Below are 16,987 nucleotides of genomic sequence, written 5' to 3'. Positions count from 1 at the left end.
ACATCAGAGATCGAACTGCAACAGGGACGATCCAACTGGAATTGTTCCCTCCTAAATACATCATCCTATATTACGACTGAGATACCCATCAATAATCTTTAGATCATTTTTACCCGGATACGGATTTTCAAATCCACACTTCCTGTAAAATTCAGAAGCTGATTTATAAGAATGCAACTACACTTTACTTGGTTGGAACAGACGTACCGGTCTTATCTTTAATCTTGTTTGAAGTTTTTAATTATTCTTTGCCTGTCCTCGTTGTGTTTGTCACTTTTATGATATAATTCAATAAATGTAATACGCTCACTTTCTATAAAATGAGCGTATATAAGTCGTAAACCTGAGTTCACTCCTCTACCCTTCAGGGCCTTACAAGCTATTTTTTTAACCTTAATTACACACGTCTCAATTCCTAAGCCGTCAATCCGGAAACTAAAAGGTGGTCTCGCTTCAGGTTTTATATCCAAAACTTTTTTGACTACTTCTAAATCATCTTTTAAGGTCCGGTACTTTTTAAGAAGCTTCTTTATATCTTTCCTGAATTCTTCCAGTTCATCATATTTCATGCTCTTCCATTTCCTCCCCGTAGTTCCTGACTGAAAATGGAGCTTCCCTGTAAAACGTCAATTCATAGTCAATATCTTCTCCTTCTGTTGAAGCCAGCCATGGCATATCTTTATGTGAATAGTTGCTTATAGCTGAAGCTGACCAGTCACTTAATTGCTCAATCACCCTATCTATAACCTCTTTCTCACTAGCTTTCAACTCTGTCAAATCGGATTTCTCCAAGGGTAAATAACGGGTTTGGGGATATCCGTGATATTCAGTCTTTATTCTTTGTAGTTGATTGTCTTCAATCATTTGTTGGATTATAGCATCCAGTTTTTGGGGAACAGGTCCGAACGGTAGTTTTCTGTACCTGGCTCCGGTCAAATGGTCTTCATATAATTCGTAATAATTGAAATCAGAAAAATAAAGAAGCTTGTATAGCACCGTCTCTCCAACATTTGGCTTGCCCGCACACTTTTCAAGAATATATAGCAGTACATTTTTGAACTTATTAACCTTAAGCGAGGGTACAGAAATCCTTACTACATCTTTTTCCTTCACAGGCTGGGTTTCCACATCTTGATCCATAAGAAAATCTATCGAAACGAAATCGTCCAATGAAAAGCTAAGTGCAACCGAAAAACGTTGCAATTCCATAATATTTACACTTCTGTTACCCAATTCAATTTGGGCCATGGAAGGCCTTGAGATCTGAACAATTTTAGCTAGATCTTCTTGCGAGAAACCTCGTCTTTTACGAAGCTCCGCAAGTCTTTGACCAATTTTCACTTGTGACAATTTGTCTTTCATAATAGGACTTTCAACTTTTAACAATACAAAAATACCCATTGTTCTCTTTTAAAACAATTTGTTGTTATAAATCAGAACATCACAACAACAGCAAATAATAGATGCTCAACTTCATAGGTTGACAAAGATTTCGCAAAAGCAAGAACGAAAAGCTGCTTTTATTCATACCTGAAAGGCTAAGCCTGCACAGCTTAGCTAAACGATTACTGTAATACCAGTAAGTTTATCCGGAGTGTGGCACTAACACACCTACTCACTACCCGATATTACAGCAAGGATTATCGACAACCGATGGTCATTCTGGTTTTTCCCAGGGGGTATAATCTGCTATGTAAATCACCCCCTGTTCAGCCACATTTTCATTGTTTAGATTTATTATAACCCTTATCACAAGATCAAATCCATTATGAAAAAAATCTACTTTGAGGTAATAATACCCCTTCTGTTGTTGTGTAGTTCCTCCTATGGTCAGGTGATCATTTCGGACCGTCACTTTACTATCTACGGATCTGAAGATGACGTGAACCTGGATAATCTTTTTGATAACGATATCCAATCTACCTGGAACGTTGACCAAAATACGGCCTGGTTGGTGGTAAAACCTGGTGAGAGTATGGACCTGCCGGTTAACGGTTATATGATCACAAATAATCAAGCCACCGGCAATACGATATCAGTTACCGTTTCGGGATCTGTCGATAGTCTTACATTTGATCCTATTCACACCAATCCCGACCTGGCCCTATCCGGCAGTAAGCGCACCAAGGTCACTTTCCCAAACGATGTGTACTACCCTTTTATCCGTATTGAATATACCACAGCAGCATCCAGTCTCTCGTTCGCTGAAATGCGCTTTCTGGCTGCTAGTCAACTGGAAACCTTCTCCTCGCTCAACATCAGTGCAGGCGCAACCAACGTGAATGGTTCCTTCACCGGTGACAATGGCATTAAATGGACCTACTCACATTGCCGGGACGGGCAGGCGTATGGCGCAGAAGGAAAAAGCCTGATGATGCGTGGACAGGATGATGCCAGACTTGTCGGCGTGGTACCCGAAGGCGCAAGGCACGTATCCTTTGAGTTTTCGAAAGCATTTGACAACCGGGCAGGCTACTTTGAAGTTTCATTACGATCCGTGGATTATGGTACCACCCTGGCCCTAGGTACATCGGAAATCGCAGGTAACACGACCGTTGATGGCTTTAAGACCTTCACTTCCGACCTGGGTGACCTTCCCGGGAAAGTCGAAATCATTATCTCTGCTAAAGTCAAGCCTATTATCATTGACAACCTGGGCTGGTTTTCCTCTAAACAGGATGCCACCGGACCACCGATCAACACGGTACCTAAATATGAATCTGCTTATGTCAATGAACGCTTTCCGTCCCCCCACCGCCAGGTGATCTCACTAAGAGGTGACTGGGACCATCTTGACGAGGCCCTTACCGCTACCGGAGAGTTGGAAGAATGGTATGTCCCGGGTAAGGTGTCCTTCCCTGAAACCGTCAAAGTGCCTGCTTCGATACAGGCAAGTGGGCTGAAACAGGACTTTTACAGAAGTGTGCGATGGAAGGATGTAACGGCACAAACAAAAGATCTAAGGAATTCCTGGCTTAAAAAAGAATTCATTTTAAATACTGTTGATCCCGATAAACGTATCTGGCTTGAATTTGGAGCAGTACACCCTTCCTGCAAGGTATTCTTAAACGGTATACAGGTAGGCAGCCACAAACTTCCCAACGTACCTTTCAAACTGGACATAACGGATGCAGTGAACGGCGCCGGAGAAGTGAATACGGTGATCGTTAAAGTGGAAGAGAATATAGTATCGCGGATATTAGGCGGTCATTTCAACAAAAACACTTATTGGAGTGGTATTTATCGCGATGTAGAAGTAGAAACCACCGGTAAGGTAATACTGAATCGGGTGAACATTGGCACCAGCTATGCGGGAAAAAGTATGAATATGAACCTGGAGGTCAACAACATGACCGCTGGTTCGTTTGACGGTAACCTTAAGCTGATGTTGAAGACAAGTGAGGGCAGCGTTATAGAGACCTTTACCCGGCCCATACAATTGGCCACCAGCGGAGTCCATACCATCAAATGGGACGCTGTATCTTCTCAGCTTTTAGAACCCTGGTCACCGGACACCCCTAACCTGTACCGTGTAGAGCTGGAGCTTGAGAGCGACGTTGTATTGGATAGTTATGAAACAAAAATTGGTTTTCGTAACTTTGAATCCAGTGGTCAAAAAATCTTTCTCAATGGTGAAGAACTTTACATTAGGGGATATGGAGAGTTAAACGTCTTTCCCGAAACCGCTTCCCCTCCTACTGACAAAGCTTTTTATATAAAGACCATCACCGCCATGAAGGAAGCAGGCTTCAACCAGGTCAGGCATCATAGTATGGTGCCGAATGAAGAGTACCTCGAAGTAGCTGACAGCATTGGTGTATTAGTACAAGTAGGGATGACCATGATGGGACAATGGACCTCCAGCGGTGGTTATACCCTTAATCACTCCACCCGGTTCAGCAAAATGGAGAAGGTGGTAAGACGGACCATGAACCATCCTTCGATGTTTCTTTATATGATGGGTAATGAGGCCGGTGGTCAGGCGCTCGTACCCCGGCTCAGGCAAATGTATGACACGCTGGGGGCCAATGCTCTTTTCTCAGGATCTGCGCATCACGAACAAGCCCTTACCGTTAATAACAGCCATATCATTGAAAGCAATAAAGACTATAGTGACAAACCCTATTTCAGACATGAATACTGCCACAGTTCATCATTTCCAAATGTGGCCAACCAGGGCAGGTATACGGCCTACCACCCATCAGGAAACATGTGGTATTATGATCGTATCCTGAACGGTATAAATTCAAGATTTACCAACAGGTATGAAAATTGGGTAAAAGTATCCCGCGCTTTCCAGGAGATCAACCGAAAGGCCAGCGTTGAATTCTTCCGTCAGAAAAAAAGAAACGCAGATGGATACAGTTTATGGCAGGGGACTGACTCCGAATACATCATGGGGATGCTGGATAATTTTGGTGACAGCAAAGGAGCTTCTGCTGAACAACTTCAAAAATACAACGGCGACATCATTTTTATGAACCGTCATGATGTAGCTACAGACAATCAGGGTGATAACTCAAGATTTGGCACCAAAGAAGTAAATCTCAGAAAAAGGGTTTTGTACGCAGACTCCTTATTCACCGGATCATTCGAAATACACAATACTTCAGGAGTGAATATTGCCGGTAAAACTGTCAACTGGCAATTGGCCGAATATCCGACGGGAACAGTCATCGCATCGGGCAGTGAAGTTATGAATGTGGAGAATGGCAGACGGTCAGCTGCTGACATTACCGCTACCCTGCCCCAAGTGACAACAATGAAACGATTACAGTTTAAGGTGAGCATGGACTTTGAAGGAAAAGCCTATACAAATGACTGGTTTTACATGCTTTACCCCAACCTCGATTCATACGACAAAAAGGTCTTCTTCACGGCGGATGTATCCACTGATCTGGTGACGGAGTTCACACGTTACTTCCCCAACGCCCGAATTGTCAGTGATACGGCGTTAATCGATGCGAACGGGGTGATTGTCAGCGCCGGCCTGACTCCCCTGGTCAAAAGCTCTCTTAGAACCGGTAAAAAAGTATTCTTAATGTCCAAGGGCCTGTTTGAGGAAATTATCTGGGAAAAAGGCAGGGATGCTTCACGCGTTCCGGTCAAGTATGCCACCTATTTGTTGGCCAGCGGATACGGAACAGGAAGCAAAGATATTTTTGGACTCCCTGTGACCAACAAAGCGCCTTTCGGAAGTAATTTTCCTATTGTCGCCGATTCGCTTCCGTTTATGGACAATGCCTTCTCGAATCTGCTGTGGAAATCAAGTGCCGCAGACATGAGCACCAAATTCACAGAGACGGAAATTGAATCGTGTGTGGAAGGAATTCCACGAGTCAACAAGTCTCTCATCAGAATATGGAGCTATCTTTATCAAACCCACATTGAAAGTGGAAAACTACTTGGCACAGGCTTTACGTTAGATCCCGGTGATGTGGACGCCATGCATATTTTCGGACGCTTTTTAGACTATATGGTCTCTGAAGATTTCAATCCGGCAGCTAGTGTTTCTGCCAATAAATTTTTCAATGCACACTATGATAAAGTCGGGCTACCGTCAAACCCGCTAACCGTTAATCTGACAGGAAACGGATCCACCCAGGTAATAGTGAATGGGCAACAGGTTAACATAGGGGATCTTATAAAGTACAAAGACACGGTCACAGTGAAAATCAATGGTATAACGATGAACTACGGACTTCGCTCACTGGAAGTCTCAGGAGTTACAGGCATTCTCAATGAAGAGCGGTCTGAAATCAGTTTTATCATGCCGGATAACCCGGTAGCTATGGATATTCTACTGACCTCAAAGTATACGGTATTGTATGGAATTGTGGAAGCAGGTATACTCACTGCCCGGCTAAAAGACCATACAATCGTTCCATCAGGAAACTTTGTTTTCCCGGGTGACTCCCTATTTTTCGATATTGACATTAATGCCGAAAATCAAAGGATCAACAGTATCACCGTGACCGGAATACCTGATGTATTTCAGCCTACGACGACGTTCTCTTTTGAGATGCCTGAAAATGATGTAAACGTACAGGTGATTACAGAAACTTTCGCTTACCCGTTTTATTTTGACCTGACAGGTGGCGGATCAATTGAAGCAATAAATGACGGGGTGATGGTAAACAGTGGGGACCTTGTGGTAACTGGAGACTCGTTGGAAGTTGTACTGAATAAAGGTAACGCTACTGACTTTGTGATCACTTCACTGGAGCTGTCCGGTGTATCAGGTACTTTCAGCGGGGACTCTACCCAAATAGGCTTTCTTATGCCTATGGACACTGTTACTTTGAAGGTATTTACTTCTGCCGTTATCACTGGCCTGGATAATACCTTGTTTCCATTGAAAAAAAATAAGGTAATGGTTTGGAAAGATACTCACCTCAAAGAATTTAATATCCTGATCAATGGACTGGATTCTGATCATGGCACGGCCGAGATATACGGCTTCGGTGGAAATTTCATAAAATCGGTTGAAGCTAAACAAGGAGTCAACCCTCTTTCCTTTCGGCTATCCTACTCCAACATGTCTCCAGGGGTGTATGTGGTCAGGATCTACTCTGACGACCTGCTTCTATTTGCAAAAATGATGGTAACTGATCACTAATGTCACGTAATGTGTGAAACGATGAATTGAAAGATAATGTAATGAACACTTTCTTCAGGACAAGGGGATCCCTGATAAACTAGCCGCAGGCAAAGAGCAATAAGCAAATGGTTCCTTATGATTTAGTTTCAACTACTTATAGACTGCCGACGACAATGGGATGAGTACGTATGGTTTTACGGTAAACTGAAAACAAAATGGTGTCAAAATATGTGTGATAAGGAACTGAGAAGATAATAATACAAGGTTTGATTAGTGGCGACCCGCACTGGCTTAGCTGGTGTGGGTTCTTTTGTGAGACAAACTCGTTTTGAACCTGCTTTAAAGCGATCATACAACTATCCTTGTGAGGTTTTCAAAAGGTTTTAGAGCCTGAGCGACTACTCATAACAGAGATCGCTATTACGTCAGTCTAAGGCTTTGTACGCAGCGGTGAAGTAATTTCCTCATCACTGAACCTGTGGCGACTTCGTCTTTTTAGGTGGTATTGTTTCGGATTCTCAATTTCCAATTGCCATATGGAAAGACAGGGTAAAAAACTGTCTTGCTTACCCTAACTCATAAATCAATCGTTTTCAAATTCTTAATCTAAAAGAAAGCCTAATCTAATCATCCACTATTTTTAAAAGCCAGGTAACTTAGACTGAAGCCATAAATGTCAGCAGCAGGAAATTCATTTATCCGAATAAATATACCCAATTGCGATGCCATCAGGTTTAATCCAACACTTCATACCTGAAAAACCTGTAATCCGCGGGTTCGTCTATGTCAAATACAACATTGCTTCCGTTCATTCTCACTACTCGTTTCTCATTGGTCATAAGATCGGTCAGTCTTATCTCAGCAGCTCTTACGTGTTTAAGCGCAACCTCTTTCGATACCTCATGGTTGTTCAGTTCCCTGAAAATTAACAGGTAGCCGGTGTTTTTTTCCAAATGATGGTTTTGGAATCCTGTCCATTGGCTATTATCTGGCTCATCACCCATCGGAAAAACATATCCCTGGTACATCTCCGCCCGATGTTTTTTATATGTGGCCAGCAATGGTTTGATCTTTGCTCGTGCTTCCTTTGTATAATAATGTGTCTCCTGGAAAAAGATAGGACTGCCCATGAGAGTTATGGCCACAACGTAGGGATGATTGTGAAGGTGAGCATCTGTTTTGGTCTTATCACCGGTCATGTCGATATTTTGAACGGTAATTTGAAATTTATTGAGGTTCACATATTTGGAAAGCTGCCACGCATCACTTTATAAGGTACATACATTACGTTTTCCCTCGCGGTATTGATCTTTCTGTTTTCCAGGTAAATATTTCCATACTCCCGTCCATAAAAATATCCGGCCCTGGGCGCTATCTCTGTTACATCCCAGTTGACTATGGTGTTATAGCCGGAATATTTTATAAGGTTCCTGGCCTTTTTCATGAGATCATCCCGCTTTCCAGCGGAGTTAAGATGGGCAAAATCAAGTTTGAAGGAGGCGAAGTTGCCACTGTCATAGTTGACCTTGAGCTTATCTTCGGGAATCGTCCATGCCGCCCATAGCCCTAGTTCCACATCCAGAGAATCTGCTTTTTTACGTACTTTTCTCCATCCCTGTGGGTAAACCGGGTAGTCGCGTTGGATGAATTTTAGCCGTTGAAACTCGCGTGAATGCTTTGCAGGCAGCCATTCATTGTTCTGCCAGCCTTCGTCGATCTGCAATATATCTATCCCCAGGTCAGCCACACTTTCTATCTCCTTTAACACATTTTCTTCTCTTGCTGCGGCAATACATTCTGTTGGCATATCCTCGCTACCCCAGGTATTGGCCATTATAAATACATCGCGGTCAGGATGCACAGGGTATCTTAATCTGTCAAACTGCTTCAAGGCAAGGTTGGCATCGTCACGATCTCCGGCATAAAGTACGATCCAATTGGCCCACATGCTGGTATATTCATCCTCTTTCAGATCAGAGGGGAACATACCTGCTCCTGACGTACTGATTTTTTGCTTTTTTATCTCAAAATCACCTGTCGCCACGTCCCCTTCACTCTTCAGGCTGGTAGATTTATTGGATTCCTTGATCAATACTATGCCGTCATCATCACCGGACAGGACCATACCGCTGGCCCAGTTAATTTTTTGATCTTTAAGCTCCAGGCTGCGTTCGGTGAGCAGGCTTTCGGTCATGTTAGTCTTTATTCCCTGCATCAGTCCAAATGCTATCATCTCATCCGGCATTTCAGACAACTCCAGTGTTTCCGTAACATCAGCAGAAAATCTTTCACTCCGTGCAGAATAACCCGGCATAGCTTTTATCTGAAGTTGTGTTCTTAAACCCAAAGCGTCAGGATAGACCCATGCAATGTATTTAATGATCATAAATTTTTCCGGGTACTCAAACTCCGCCTCCACTAAAATGTGCTCGTTAGTAAACCTTTCATCATCAGATACCCGTGCTCTTAGCGAAAGCAAGTTGCCCCGCACATTCTCCCCTATCGCCCAATCGCACAAACCTCTGTCCGAATTGACCCATTCCCCGGATGACAAACCATTACTTAGTTGTATGGTAGTCAGTCCGTAGTCTGTAATTTTATAAACTCTTTCCACCAGACCAGTCGACAGGACCAGTTGGTCACCTTTTGTAAAAGCGCTTGCATTTCCACAGGTAAATTCCAATCGGGAAAGCCTGTTATCCGAACAGGACAAAAGCCAAAAAGTAAGTAGCATGACCAACCTTGTGTATTTCATTATAGTGTTATGTTTTGTCTTATGTTTCGTACACCGGGGTGATCATCAGGAAACCTCCACCTATTCAATTTCGACCTCAAACTTTTCTGTAGTCAGATCAGCCTGGTTCCAGTCAAAATAAAGATTTATCGAACCTGTGCAGGTCCCATCTATCCGGTTGAGCTGGCCGGAAGGACCAAACTCACGTGCTCCTCTCCATTTGGCACCCACCGGAGAAATGTAATTGAAGATATATATACCTTCCTCCTCAGGATACTGCCAGGTGGCAAACTTTGGATCTTTTCCATTTACCGGTGTGGATACCCCCAGTACCAGCCCCTCGGAATTTGTGGAAAGCCCCAGGGTACGGTTACCTGTAAGCCTGAATATACTCCAATACCAAGGTGCAAAACAGCCTTCAAATGCAGGAGGGTCGTAGACCTCTCCGGGGACATTTAATTTCTTTGCCTGATCCCACACATTCAATTCTCCGCCTTCCATCCTGTTTTTCCATATCCTTGCCGGACCTTCCCCAAGCCAACGCTTCCCAAGAACATCCTCGTTTTGAAGTCTAAGCCCTATGCCGGCATAATAGTATTCTCCCCTGGGCAAGGTGTAGGCATAATCAAGTGTGAGATACCCTTCGGGCCTGACCGTCCACTTAAGGTGGTCAAAACCGTTGATGTGACTGCTTTCTATTACAATGGCGTCGTTCTTTTTACGGACCGTCACTTTACCTTTTGGCAAGGCAGTTGGCTCAAGATCATTTTCAGCATGACAGACTAAAAAGGGTGTCGCTCCTACAGGGAATCTTTTATTTCCTGTAACTACTTCTGTAAGAGCTCCCGTAGCCTCATCAAATTTAAAAACTGTACTTCCAACCTTTACCGAAAAAGCATCTTCCGGGTCCCGGACAAGCTGCTTTTTTAAGGTGCCAACAAAGCAGGAAGCGAGGCCTTTGCGCACACCTATCGGCCAGGTCCATGTATCCACCTCGTTTCCCTGGTTATCCCATACGGTGAGCCGGAGCGCATCATAGCTTTCCCAATCATGAGGGAGGTTGACCTTGATTTTTCCTTTTTCTCCTGCAGGTAAATCGTCCACCACCACAGAAACCCCGCGTTCCCGGTACCCGATAGCCGCCGCATTAGGGGTGCTAAAATGGAGCAAACTACCCTCGAACCGGCACTCTTTTAAATTCACAAACGTAAATTCATTGGAGACACTAAGCGTGCCATCAAAGCCCTTATCCGCCACCATAGGGTCTACCTGGACCGGCGACCATATTTCCCTAACAGCATAGTAGCTGCCTTCTTTTTCCCCATTCGGCCCTACAAGACCGTCTGGTGCTTTATTTTGTTGACAATCCAGCCGGAAGCCTTCATCCGAACGTACCACACATTCATCAAATAGAGCCCATATCATCAACCCTCCGCCTACCTTTGATGCTTTAAAGGCATCCCAGTAATCTTTGAGACTGGCCGCTCCGCCCCCATCATAGAGGGCATGAAGCGCTTCATTAGGTAAAACGATGTGCTCGCCATTCAGACGATCGATCAGGTTATCGTAGGAAGGATAAAAACGTGTGTCAACAATATCAAAGGAGGGACGATAGTTTTTAAAGATATCCTCCTTTTTCGCTGCGTTTTTCAGTGGACGGCGTTTTTGGATATCCCATTTGAAAAAATGCTCATCCAATTCAGGATTATGTGACACGTGGTTTCCATTACCCCAAAGGACAATACTGGGGTGGTTAACGTCACGAACCACCAATTCTTTCACCATCGTGGCACCGACACCGGTTTGCAGGGGCGCATTCCATCCCGGCAATTCATCCATAGCCAGCAGCCCCAGCGAATCGCACAGATCGAAAAAATAAGCATCCGGAGGATAATGGCATGGTCTCACACAATTGAAATTCAACTCCTTCAGTAACCTGAAGTTCTGCTCAATGTCTTTACGGGACAGGGCACGTCCGCCAGCAGGACGAAAACTATGCATATTGGCTCCTTTGAGTAAAATTCGTCTGCCGTTGAGGTAGAACCCATCCTTATCACGCACCTCAAATGTGCGGAAGCCAAACTTTTGTGAATACGTGTGGACCACCTTACCTGCTTTTTTTAATTCCACTACCAGCTTGTACAAATTAGGGTATTCATGTGACCATGGTTTGATACCTGAAAATTTGCCGGTCATGATAACAAGACTATCTCCTTTGTCAGCAACGGCAGTCAGAGGCTTACCTAGCGTCTTACCATCGGATGAAATTACCCTGGCCTCTACCTGCACAGCACCTGTTACACCATCGACATGAACTGTCCCATGAAAAGCGCCATCCATTTTTGCATCAATGGCCACACGTTCTGTATATTCCAAAGGCAATGCATCGATATATACGGGGCGGTATATTCCTCCAAACAGCCAATAATCTGCCTTCCTTTCCGACCTTTGCACACTGGGATGTGCCGAAGATTTATGTACTTCCACCTCCAGGGTATTCATGCCTGCTCTGATATGGTCAGTGATTTCATATTGGAATTGCGTGAATCCACCCTGATGGACCATACCGGCCTTTTTACCATTTATTTTGACATGAGTATCCGTCATCACCCCCTCAAAAGTCAGCCGGTAACGTTTACCAGGTACATTCTCCAGGAAGAAGTCCTTTTTATAGTACCCTATTTCAGGGTTCTCACGATACTGTTTATGGTCCTTACCGTAGGTATAATAGCCAAAGCCCTGCAGCTCCCAATTGGACGGTACCGGAATTTTAGTCCAGTATCCGCTGTTTCGCCCTGTAGATATCCTGAAATCCCAAAGCTCTGCATGGCCGGCATCTTTTCCTGAAAGAAAAATCCTGTTTTGTGCTGACAATCCAAAGGCCATCAACATCAGTAGAAGACTGATTTTTATATTTTTATTGTAAGTCATAATGTCTCCATTTCTGCATAGATCATATTTATTCTACCAACCACTCCAGTTCAGACAAAGCGGTGGCCTCCGGACCTTCATATAAGGCATCCATTTGAAATTTAAGAAACGCCGTTTCCACTTTTTCCGGAAATGTTACTCGCTTCTGAAATGTATCATTTTCAAATGAACCCTGAGTGATCAACTGCCAGTCCGTACCGTTTTCAGAGGTATAGCAGCTATAGTTTTTTATCGCTGACGTCCTCTTACCTTTCTTAGGAAAAAGTCGAAGCCCCCGTATCAGACGTTTTTGATCCAGTGCGGTCACAATAAAGTAGGGGAGTATAGCCGCATCATTTCCCTTTTTACTTTGCCATGAGGTAGCAGGATCTCCGTCAAATGCACAGGCAGCATAGTGGTTGATCGGCGAACTATTGCTATAGGTATTAACAATTCCCTCTGGCAAAGTATTTTGACGGGGATACCCTCCAGTCAAAGGTTTCAACTCACCCTTGCCCGTCTTTGGGTCTGACATGCTGTTTCTCCACCGCCAGTAGCTATCGGTCAGTGCTGTGACGATCTCGGGATGCCGCGCAGCCAGATTCGTTTTCTCCGCCTCATCTTTTTCAAGATCATAAAGCTGTATGCCCCCGCCGTATTCATAAGGATCAGCCCTCAACTGCCGGCCCTGTTCTGTTTTGTAGTTCAAGTGGGTCCACCCGATATTATGGGCCAGCTTCCATTTACGGTCCATCGCCACCCATTGGTCGCGACCATCAGACCAGAAAAGCCGGTCATGTACTGTCTGTGCCGGCACTTTCTGTTCTTCCAATATTTTCAACAGACTTTTCCCATCGAGATCAGGAGGCACTTCAGCACCTGCCAGTTCCAATAGTGTAGGCATAATGTCCATGGCAGAAACCAGTTGTTTGTTTTCCTGCCGACCCATCTTTATCGACGGGACATACCACATCATAGGTACCCTGATACCCCCTTCACCGAACATGTATTTATAACCGCTAAGCGGTTGATTATTGGCATAAGTATTGATCGTTCCACCATTATCGGAAACCAGAACTATCACCGTATTTTCTGATTTCCCAGATCTTTCCAGGGTCTGCCAGATTTTTCCGATACCGTCATCCAGTACATTTAATTGCAGTAAGTAGCGCTTTCTCCCATCCGAATCTACCTCACCAAGGTGCCCCCATTTTTTGTGCCACTGCCCGTAGGTCTCCCGGGCAGGGTCCCAAAAAGGGAACTGCTGTAAGCCATACTTCTCCAGGTATGCCGGGTGACCAACATAAATAGGATGATGTACCGCGTTATAGGAAAGGTGAATAAAGAACGGCTGGTCCTGATCTTCTATGACTCTGACCGTCTCCCTGGAGAAAATATCCGTAGTGTAGTCCTGTTCAAAGGAAACCTTATCTCTATTCTTGATTAGTGCACCTATGTGTGCCCTTTTCGCATTCTTGAGCCCATAGGCTTTTTCGTCCTTTTCGCTGAGCCTGAGGTAATCCCATGTGTGGTCCATAAAACCCATAAAATACTGATAACCATGGTCAAGTGGATGCTCCACCGGTCCGCCATTCATATGGGTTTTCCCTATTTTGGCAGTATAGTAGCCCTGTTCTGACAGTAACTGTGGGAGCTTTTTTTCACTTTCGGGAAGCCCGCCTTCTCCATACCAGTAGTTTCCCCAGCGTTGCTGGTACTTACCGGTGATGAGACCCGCTCTGGAAGGACTGCATATCGGTGATGTAGCATAAGCCCGGGAAAAAAATACAGACGTGGAAGCAAGTCTGTCAATATTAGGTGTGCTGACATCAGAAGCCGCATGAGGTAAAAAGCCAAGATCAGCATAACCAAGATCATCAATCACAACAAGGATGATATTAGGCTTCTCTTGCCACTGCCTGGAACACCCGGAAAGCAATAAAACAAGAAAAAGTGATCGGATAAATAGTTGACTGGTCATTGTGTCAAAGTATCAAATAACAAAACTCAGATAGATGATCAATAATATAAGCCCCGTTATTACCAGGGATATAATGAACAATGAGTTACTTAGCGCCTTTCGTTTTCTCTCTGTTTCCTGCCAGTTAATGTTTTTCATTTTCCAACCTTCTTATAATTTGGTTAATAGATCCGGTGACTAGATTGGCTTTTGAGAGGGTTTGACCCTTACCTTCACACTGCTTTTCTTCAGCCCTTCCGAAGTGACTTTCAACTCGAAATCACCGTCAGCTCCCGTGGACTGTATAATTGCCAGGCACTTTCCATTGAAGGTCTTTCTGTAACTCACCTTGTGCGGACTCAGGTCTAATATATCCCCGTTTTCCACTCCGATGAGTCTTGCAGGGCCTTCAATCTCAAAGTTCAGCAGGTTACCGGCACCGGGTACTGCTACTCCGTTTCTATCTACAATCGTTATTTCTGCATGAACTACATCTTTATGATTGGCAGAAAGTATGCTCCTGTCCATATCAATGGCGATGGCATAAGGCTCTCTTGCTGTTCGATACGTTTGTGTGGCCATCACTTCACCGTCTGTTTTAGCCACTACTTTCAACTCTCCTGCGCTATAAGGCACCTTCCAAATAATCCTTAATTCATCAGTCATTGGCTTTTCACCCAAAGATTTGCCATTAAGGAACAGCTCTGCCGATGTGCAGTTGGTATAAACTACCACCGGTATCTCCACTCCTTCCAAACCGGGATGGGTCCAGTGCGGAAGCATATGCGCCATAGGTTTGTCTGACCATATACTCTGATAAAGGTAATAGCTATCTGTCGGGAAGCCAGCCAGGTCGATCACCCCAAAACTCATTGTTCTGGCGGGCCAGCTAAAGGACTCACCAAGATAGTCGAAGCCTGTCCAGCGAAATGAACCCATGAAATACGTCAGGTCTTTGGTTTCTCTCCAATAATCACGAATACTCATGCGTACGATGGAATTGTCATAGGAGGAATGATACAAGGGGTTGATGTCTGCAAATAGCTCTTCGTCTGTCAGATCTTCCACGAGAAAGACCTTTTTGGCTATCCCGCTAAAGGGCTTTCCTATCTCCCATGGCGCAGGATAATCTCTCCGTCTGTACTGTGTTTTAGTCCGATAGATCCCCCTGGTCTGCATTCCGTGTGTGATTTCCGTCCCAACTATGGGCTTTGTGGGGTTTTTCTCATGAAAATGCTTCAGTCCGTTCCTGTACTCTCCGTGACCATTGAATCCCGCCAGGTCAACTGCCGGGCCATTATATCCTCTTCCCTGTGTTATAGGCCGGGTATTGTCCAGTTTTTTAACAAAACCTGTCAGCTTACGCTGTGTAGCATCAGTATACTTCTTTACTTCATTGCCTATGCTCCAAATAATCACGCTGGGGTGGTTACGGTCCCTTTTTATAAAGGCCTCCAGGTCTTTGTCCCACCATTCCTCAAAATTCAGTCCGTAATCAAACGCCGCCTTTTCCGCCTCCCATCCGTCAAATGCTTCGTTCATGACCATAAACCCCATGGAATCGCACAGAGCATAAAACTCCGGGGCAAAAGGGTTATGAGATGTTCGGATGGCGTTACACCCCATGTTTTTAAGGATCTTCAGTCTTCGGTGCAATACATCCACCGGCACAGCGGCACCTACCGGCCCGGCATCATGATGGTTACAGACTCCCTTCAGGATGGTTTTTTCACCATTGAGTAAAAAACCGTTTTCAGTGGTGAAAGAAATAGTCCGCACACCAAAAGAAGATTGGTATTCATCCCAGACTTTCCCTCCGGATGCAATCGTCACTGTCAGGTAGTACAGGTTTGGAGTATCCGGTGACCATAGTAACGGGTCAGGCAGTTCCAGTATCGTCTGTGTTTGGTTTTCGCCTTGTACAAGCTCCACCACCTGGGTGTTATCCGCCTGGTGTCGTCCATTCTGATCTGTTATTGTATAGATGATCCGTATCTCATCCATTTCAGGAACCTCGTTGATCACTTCAAGATCGACTGCTACTTCTGCTGACTTCTTATCTACTTCGGGCGTACGTATGAATAAACCTCCGGCGGGGATGTAAAGCTGCTCCATGACGGCAAGTCTGACATTCCTGTAAATACCGGACCCAGTATACCATCTTCCACTCGGCACTTTGGAATGATCAACACGTACAGCAAGCAGGTTCTTTCCTTGTTGAAGATGTGGGGTCAGATCATAGGAAAAGCCTATGTATCCATTGGGTCTTATGCCTAACTCAACACCGTTGATCCAAACAGTGGAATTACAATAGACACCATCAAATTCTATCACCACCCGCTTGTTTTGCCATTCCGGATTCCATTCAAAGTACCTGCGGTACCATCCGATACCCGCAGGCAGAAATCCTCCTGCCGGGCCTGCCGGGTTAAGACTGTCATAGTCTCCTTCAATGCTCCAGTCATGAGGGAGGTTCAGCATTCTCCAGTCCTCATCCGGGTAATCTACGCCGGAAGCTCCGGGAAAATCACCCAGGTTAAACTTCCATTTCAAGTTAAAGTCATAGGAATAGCGTCCTTTTTGCTCACTCACCGGCATAGGGTTCACAGAACAACCGCCAAGCATCGTTAAGAAAATGACCACTATATAGGGGCTTACGGAGTGTTTTATCATACTGATGGTTTTTAAATATTACCTGATCTAAAGGAACGCCAAATCTTAGTGACAGCAGGGGGGGATTTTGAGACGTGTTAAGGGGTAAATCCTTCACCGAGTCCAGACA

Annotated in this window: 9 protein-coding genes; 1 reads left to right on the top strand and 8 read right to left on the bottom strand. The window is 44.7% G+C overall.

Going from position 1 to position 16,987, the window contains the following annotated elements; all coding sequences use genetic code 11:
* Positions 1-218: 218 nt before the first annotated feature.
* Together FNH22_RS11615 and FNH22_RS11610 are read right to left on the bottom strand one after the other, a co-directional pair.
* A complete protein-coding gene (locus tag FNH22_RS11615; RefSeq protein WP_143398543.1) occupies positions 219-569 on the bottom strand; it encodes a hypothetical protein in 351 nt (116 codons plus the stop codon).
* The gene (locus FNH22_RS11610) at positions 559-1,362 is read right to left on the bottom strand and encodes a type II toxin-antitoxin system antitoxin SocA domain-containing protein (protein ID WP_185154191.1); all 804 of its coding nucleotides are present in this window, start codon (positions 1,360-1,362) and stop codon (positions 559-561) included. The genes FNH22_RS11615 and FNH22_RS11610 overlap by 11 nt, the downstream gene beginning before the upstream one ends.
* A gap of 406 nt (positions 1,363-1,768) precedes the next feature.
* Here FNH22_RS11610 and FNH22_RS11605 point away from each other — a divergent pair, with 406 nt between their 5' ends.
* Positions 1,769-6,619, top strand: coding sequence for a glycoside hydrolase family 2 protein (locus tag FNH22_RS11605; protein WP_143398541.1), 4,851 nt, complete (start codon positions 1,769-1,771; stop codon positions 6,617-6,619).
* A gap of 716 nt (positions 6,620-7,335) precedes the next feature.
* Here FNH22_RS11605 and FNH22_RS11600 read toward each other — a convergent pair.
* From FNH22_RS11600 to FNH22_RS11580, 6 genes are read right to left on the bottom strand one after another with little or no spacing between them, the layout of a single operon-like run.
* On the bottom strand, positions 7,336-7,842 hold the full coding sequence (locus FNH22_RS11600; RefSeq protein ID WP_143398540.1) for a hypothetical protein: 507 nt from the start codon (positions 7,840-7,842) through the stop codon (positions 7,336-7,338).
* Positions 7,839-9,356 carry a hypothetical protein gene (locus FNH22_RS11595; RefSeq protein WP_143398539.1) on the bottom strand — a complete coding sequence of 506 codons (1,518 nt, stop codon included), beginning with the start codon at positions 9,354-9,356 and terminating at the stop codon, positions 7,839-7,841. The genes FNH22_RS11600 and FNH22_RS11595 overlap by 4 nt, the downstream gene beginning before the upstream one ends.
* Before the next feature lie 60 nt (positions 9,357-9,416).
* A complete protein-coding gene (locus FNH22_RS11590) occupies positions 9,417-12,266 on the bottom strand; it encodes a glycoside hydrolase family 2 protein (protein WP_143398538.1) in 2,850 nt (949 codons plus the stop codon).
* 28 nt (positions 12,267-12,294) lie between these two features.
* Entirely contained in the window at positions 12,295-14,226 is a 1,932-nt protein-coding gene (locus tag FNH22_RS11585) for a sulfatase-like hydrolase/transferase (protein ID WP_143398537.1), read from the bottom strand.
* 12 nt (positions 14,227-14,238) lie between these two features.
* The gene (locus FNH22_RS32645) at positions 14,239-14,364 is read right to left on the bottom strand and encodes a hypothetical protein (RefSeq protein ID WP_255518035.1); all 126 of its coding nucleotides are present in this window, start codon (positions 14,362-14,364) and stop codon (positions 14,239-14,241) included.
* A 39-nt stretch (positions 14,365-14,403) separates the two neighbouring features.
* Positions 14,404-16,878 carry a glycoside hydrolase family 2 TIM barrel-domain containing protein gene (locus FNH22_RS11580; RefSeq protein WP_143398536.1) on the bottom strand — a complete coding sequence of 825 codons (2,475 nt, stop codon included), beginning with the start codon at positions 16,876-16,878 and terminating at the stop codon, positions 14,404-14,406.
* Positions 16,879-16,987 lie beyond the last annotated feature (109 nt).

The organism is Fulvivirga sp. M361 (genome assembly GCF_007097395.1).
GTDB lineage: Bacteria > Bacteroidota > Bacteroidia > Cytophagales > Cyclobacteriaceae > Fulvivirga.
This window is presented reverse-complemented; position numbering and strand designations above follow the sequence as displayed.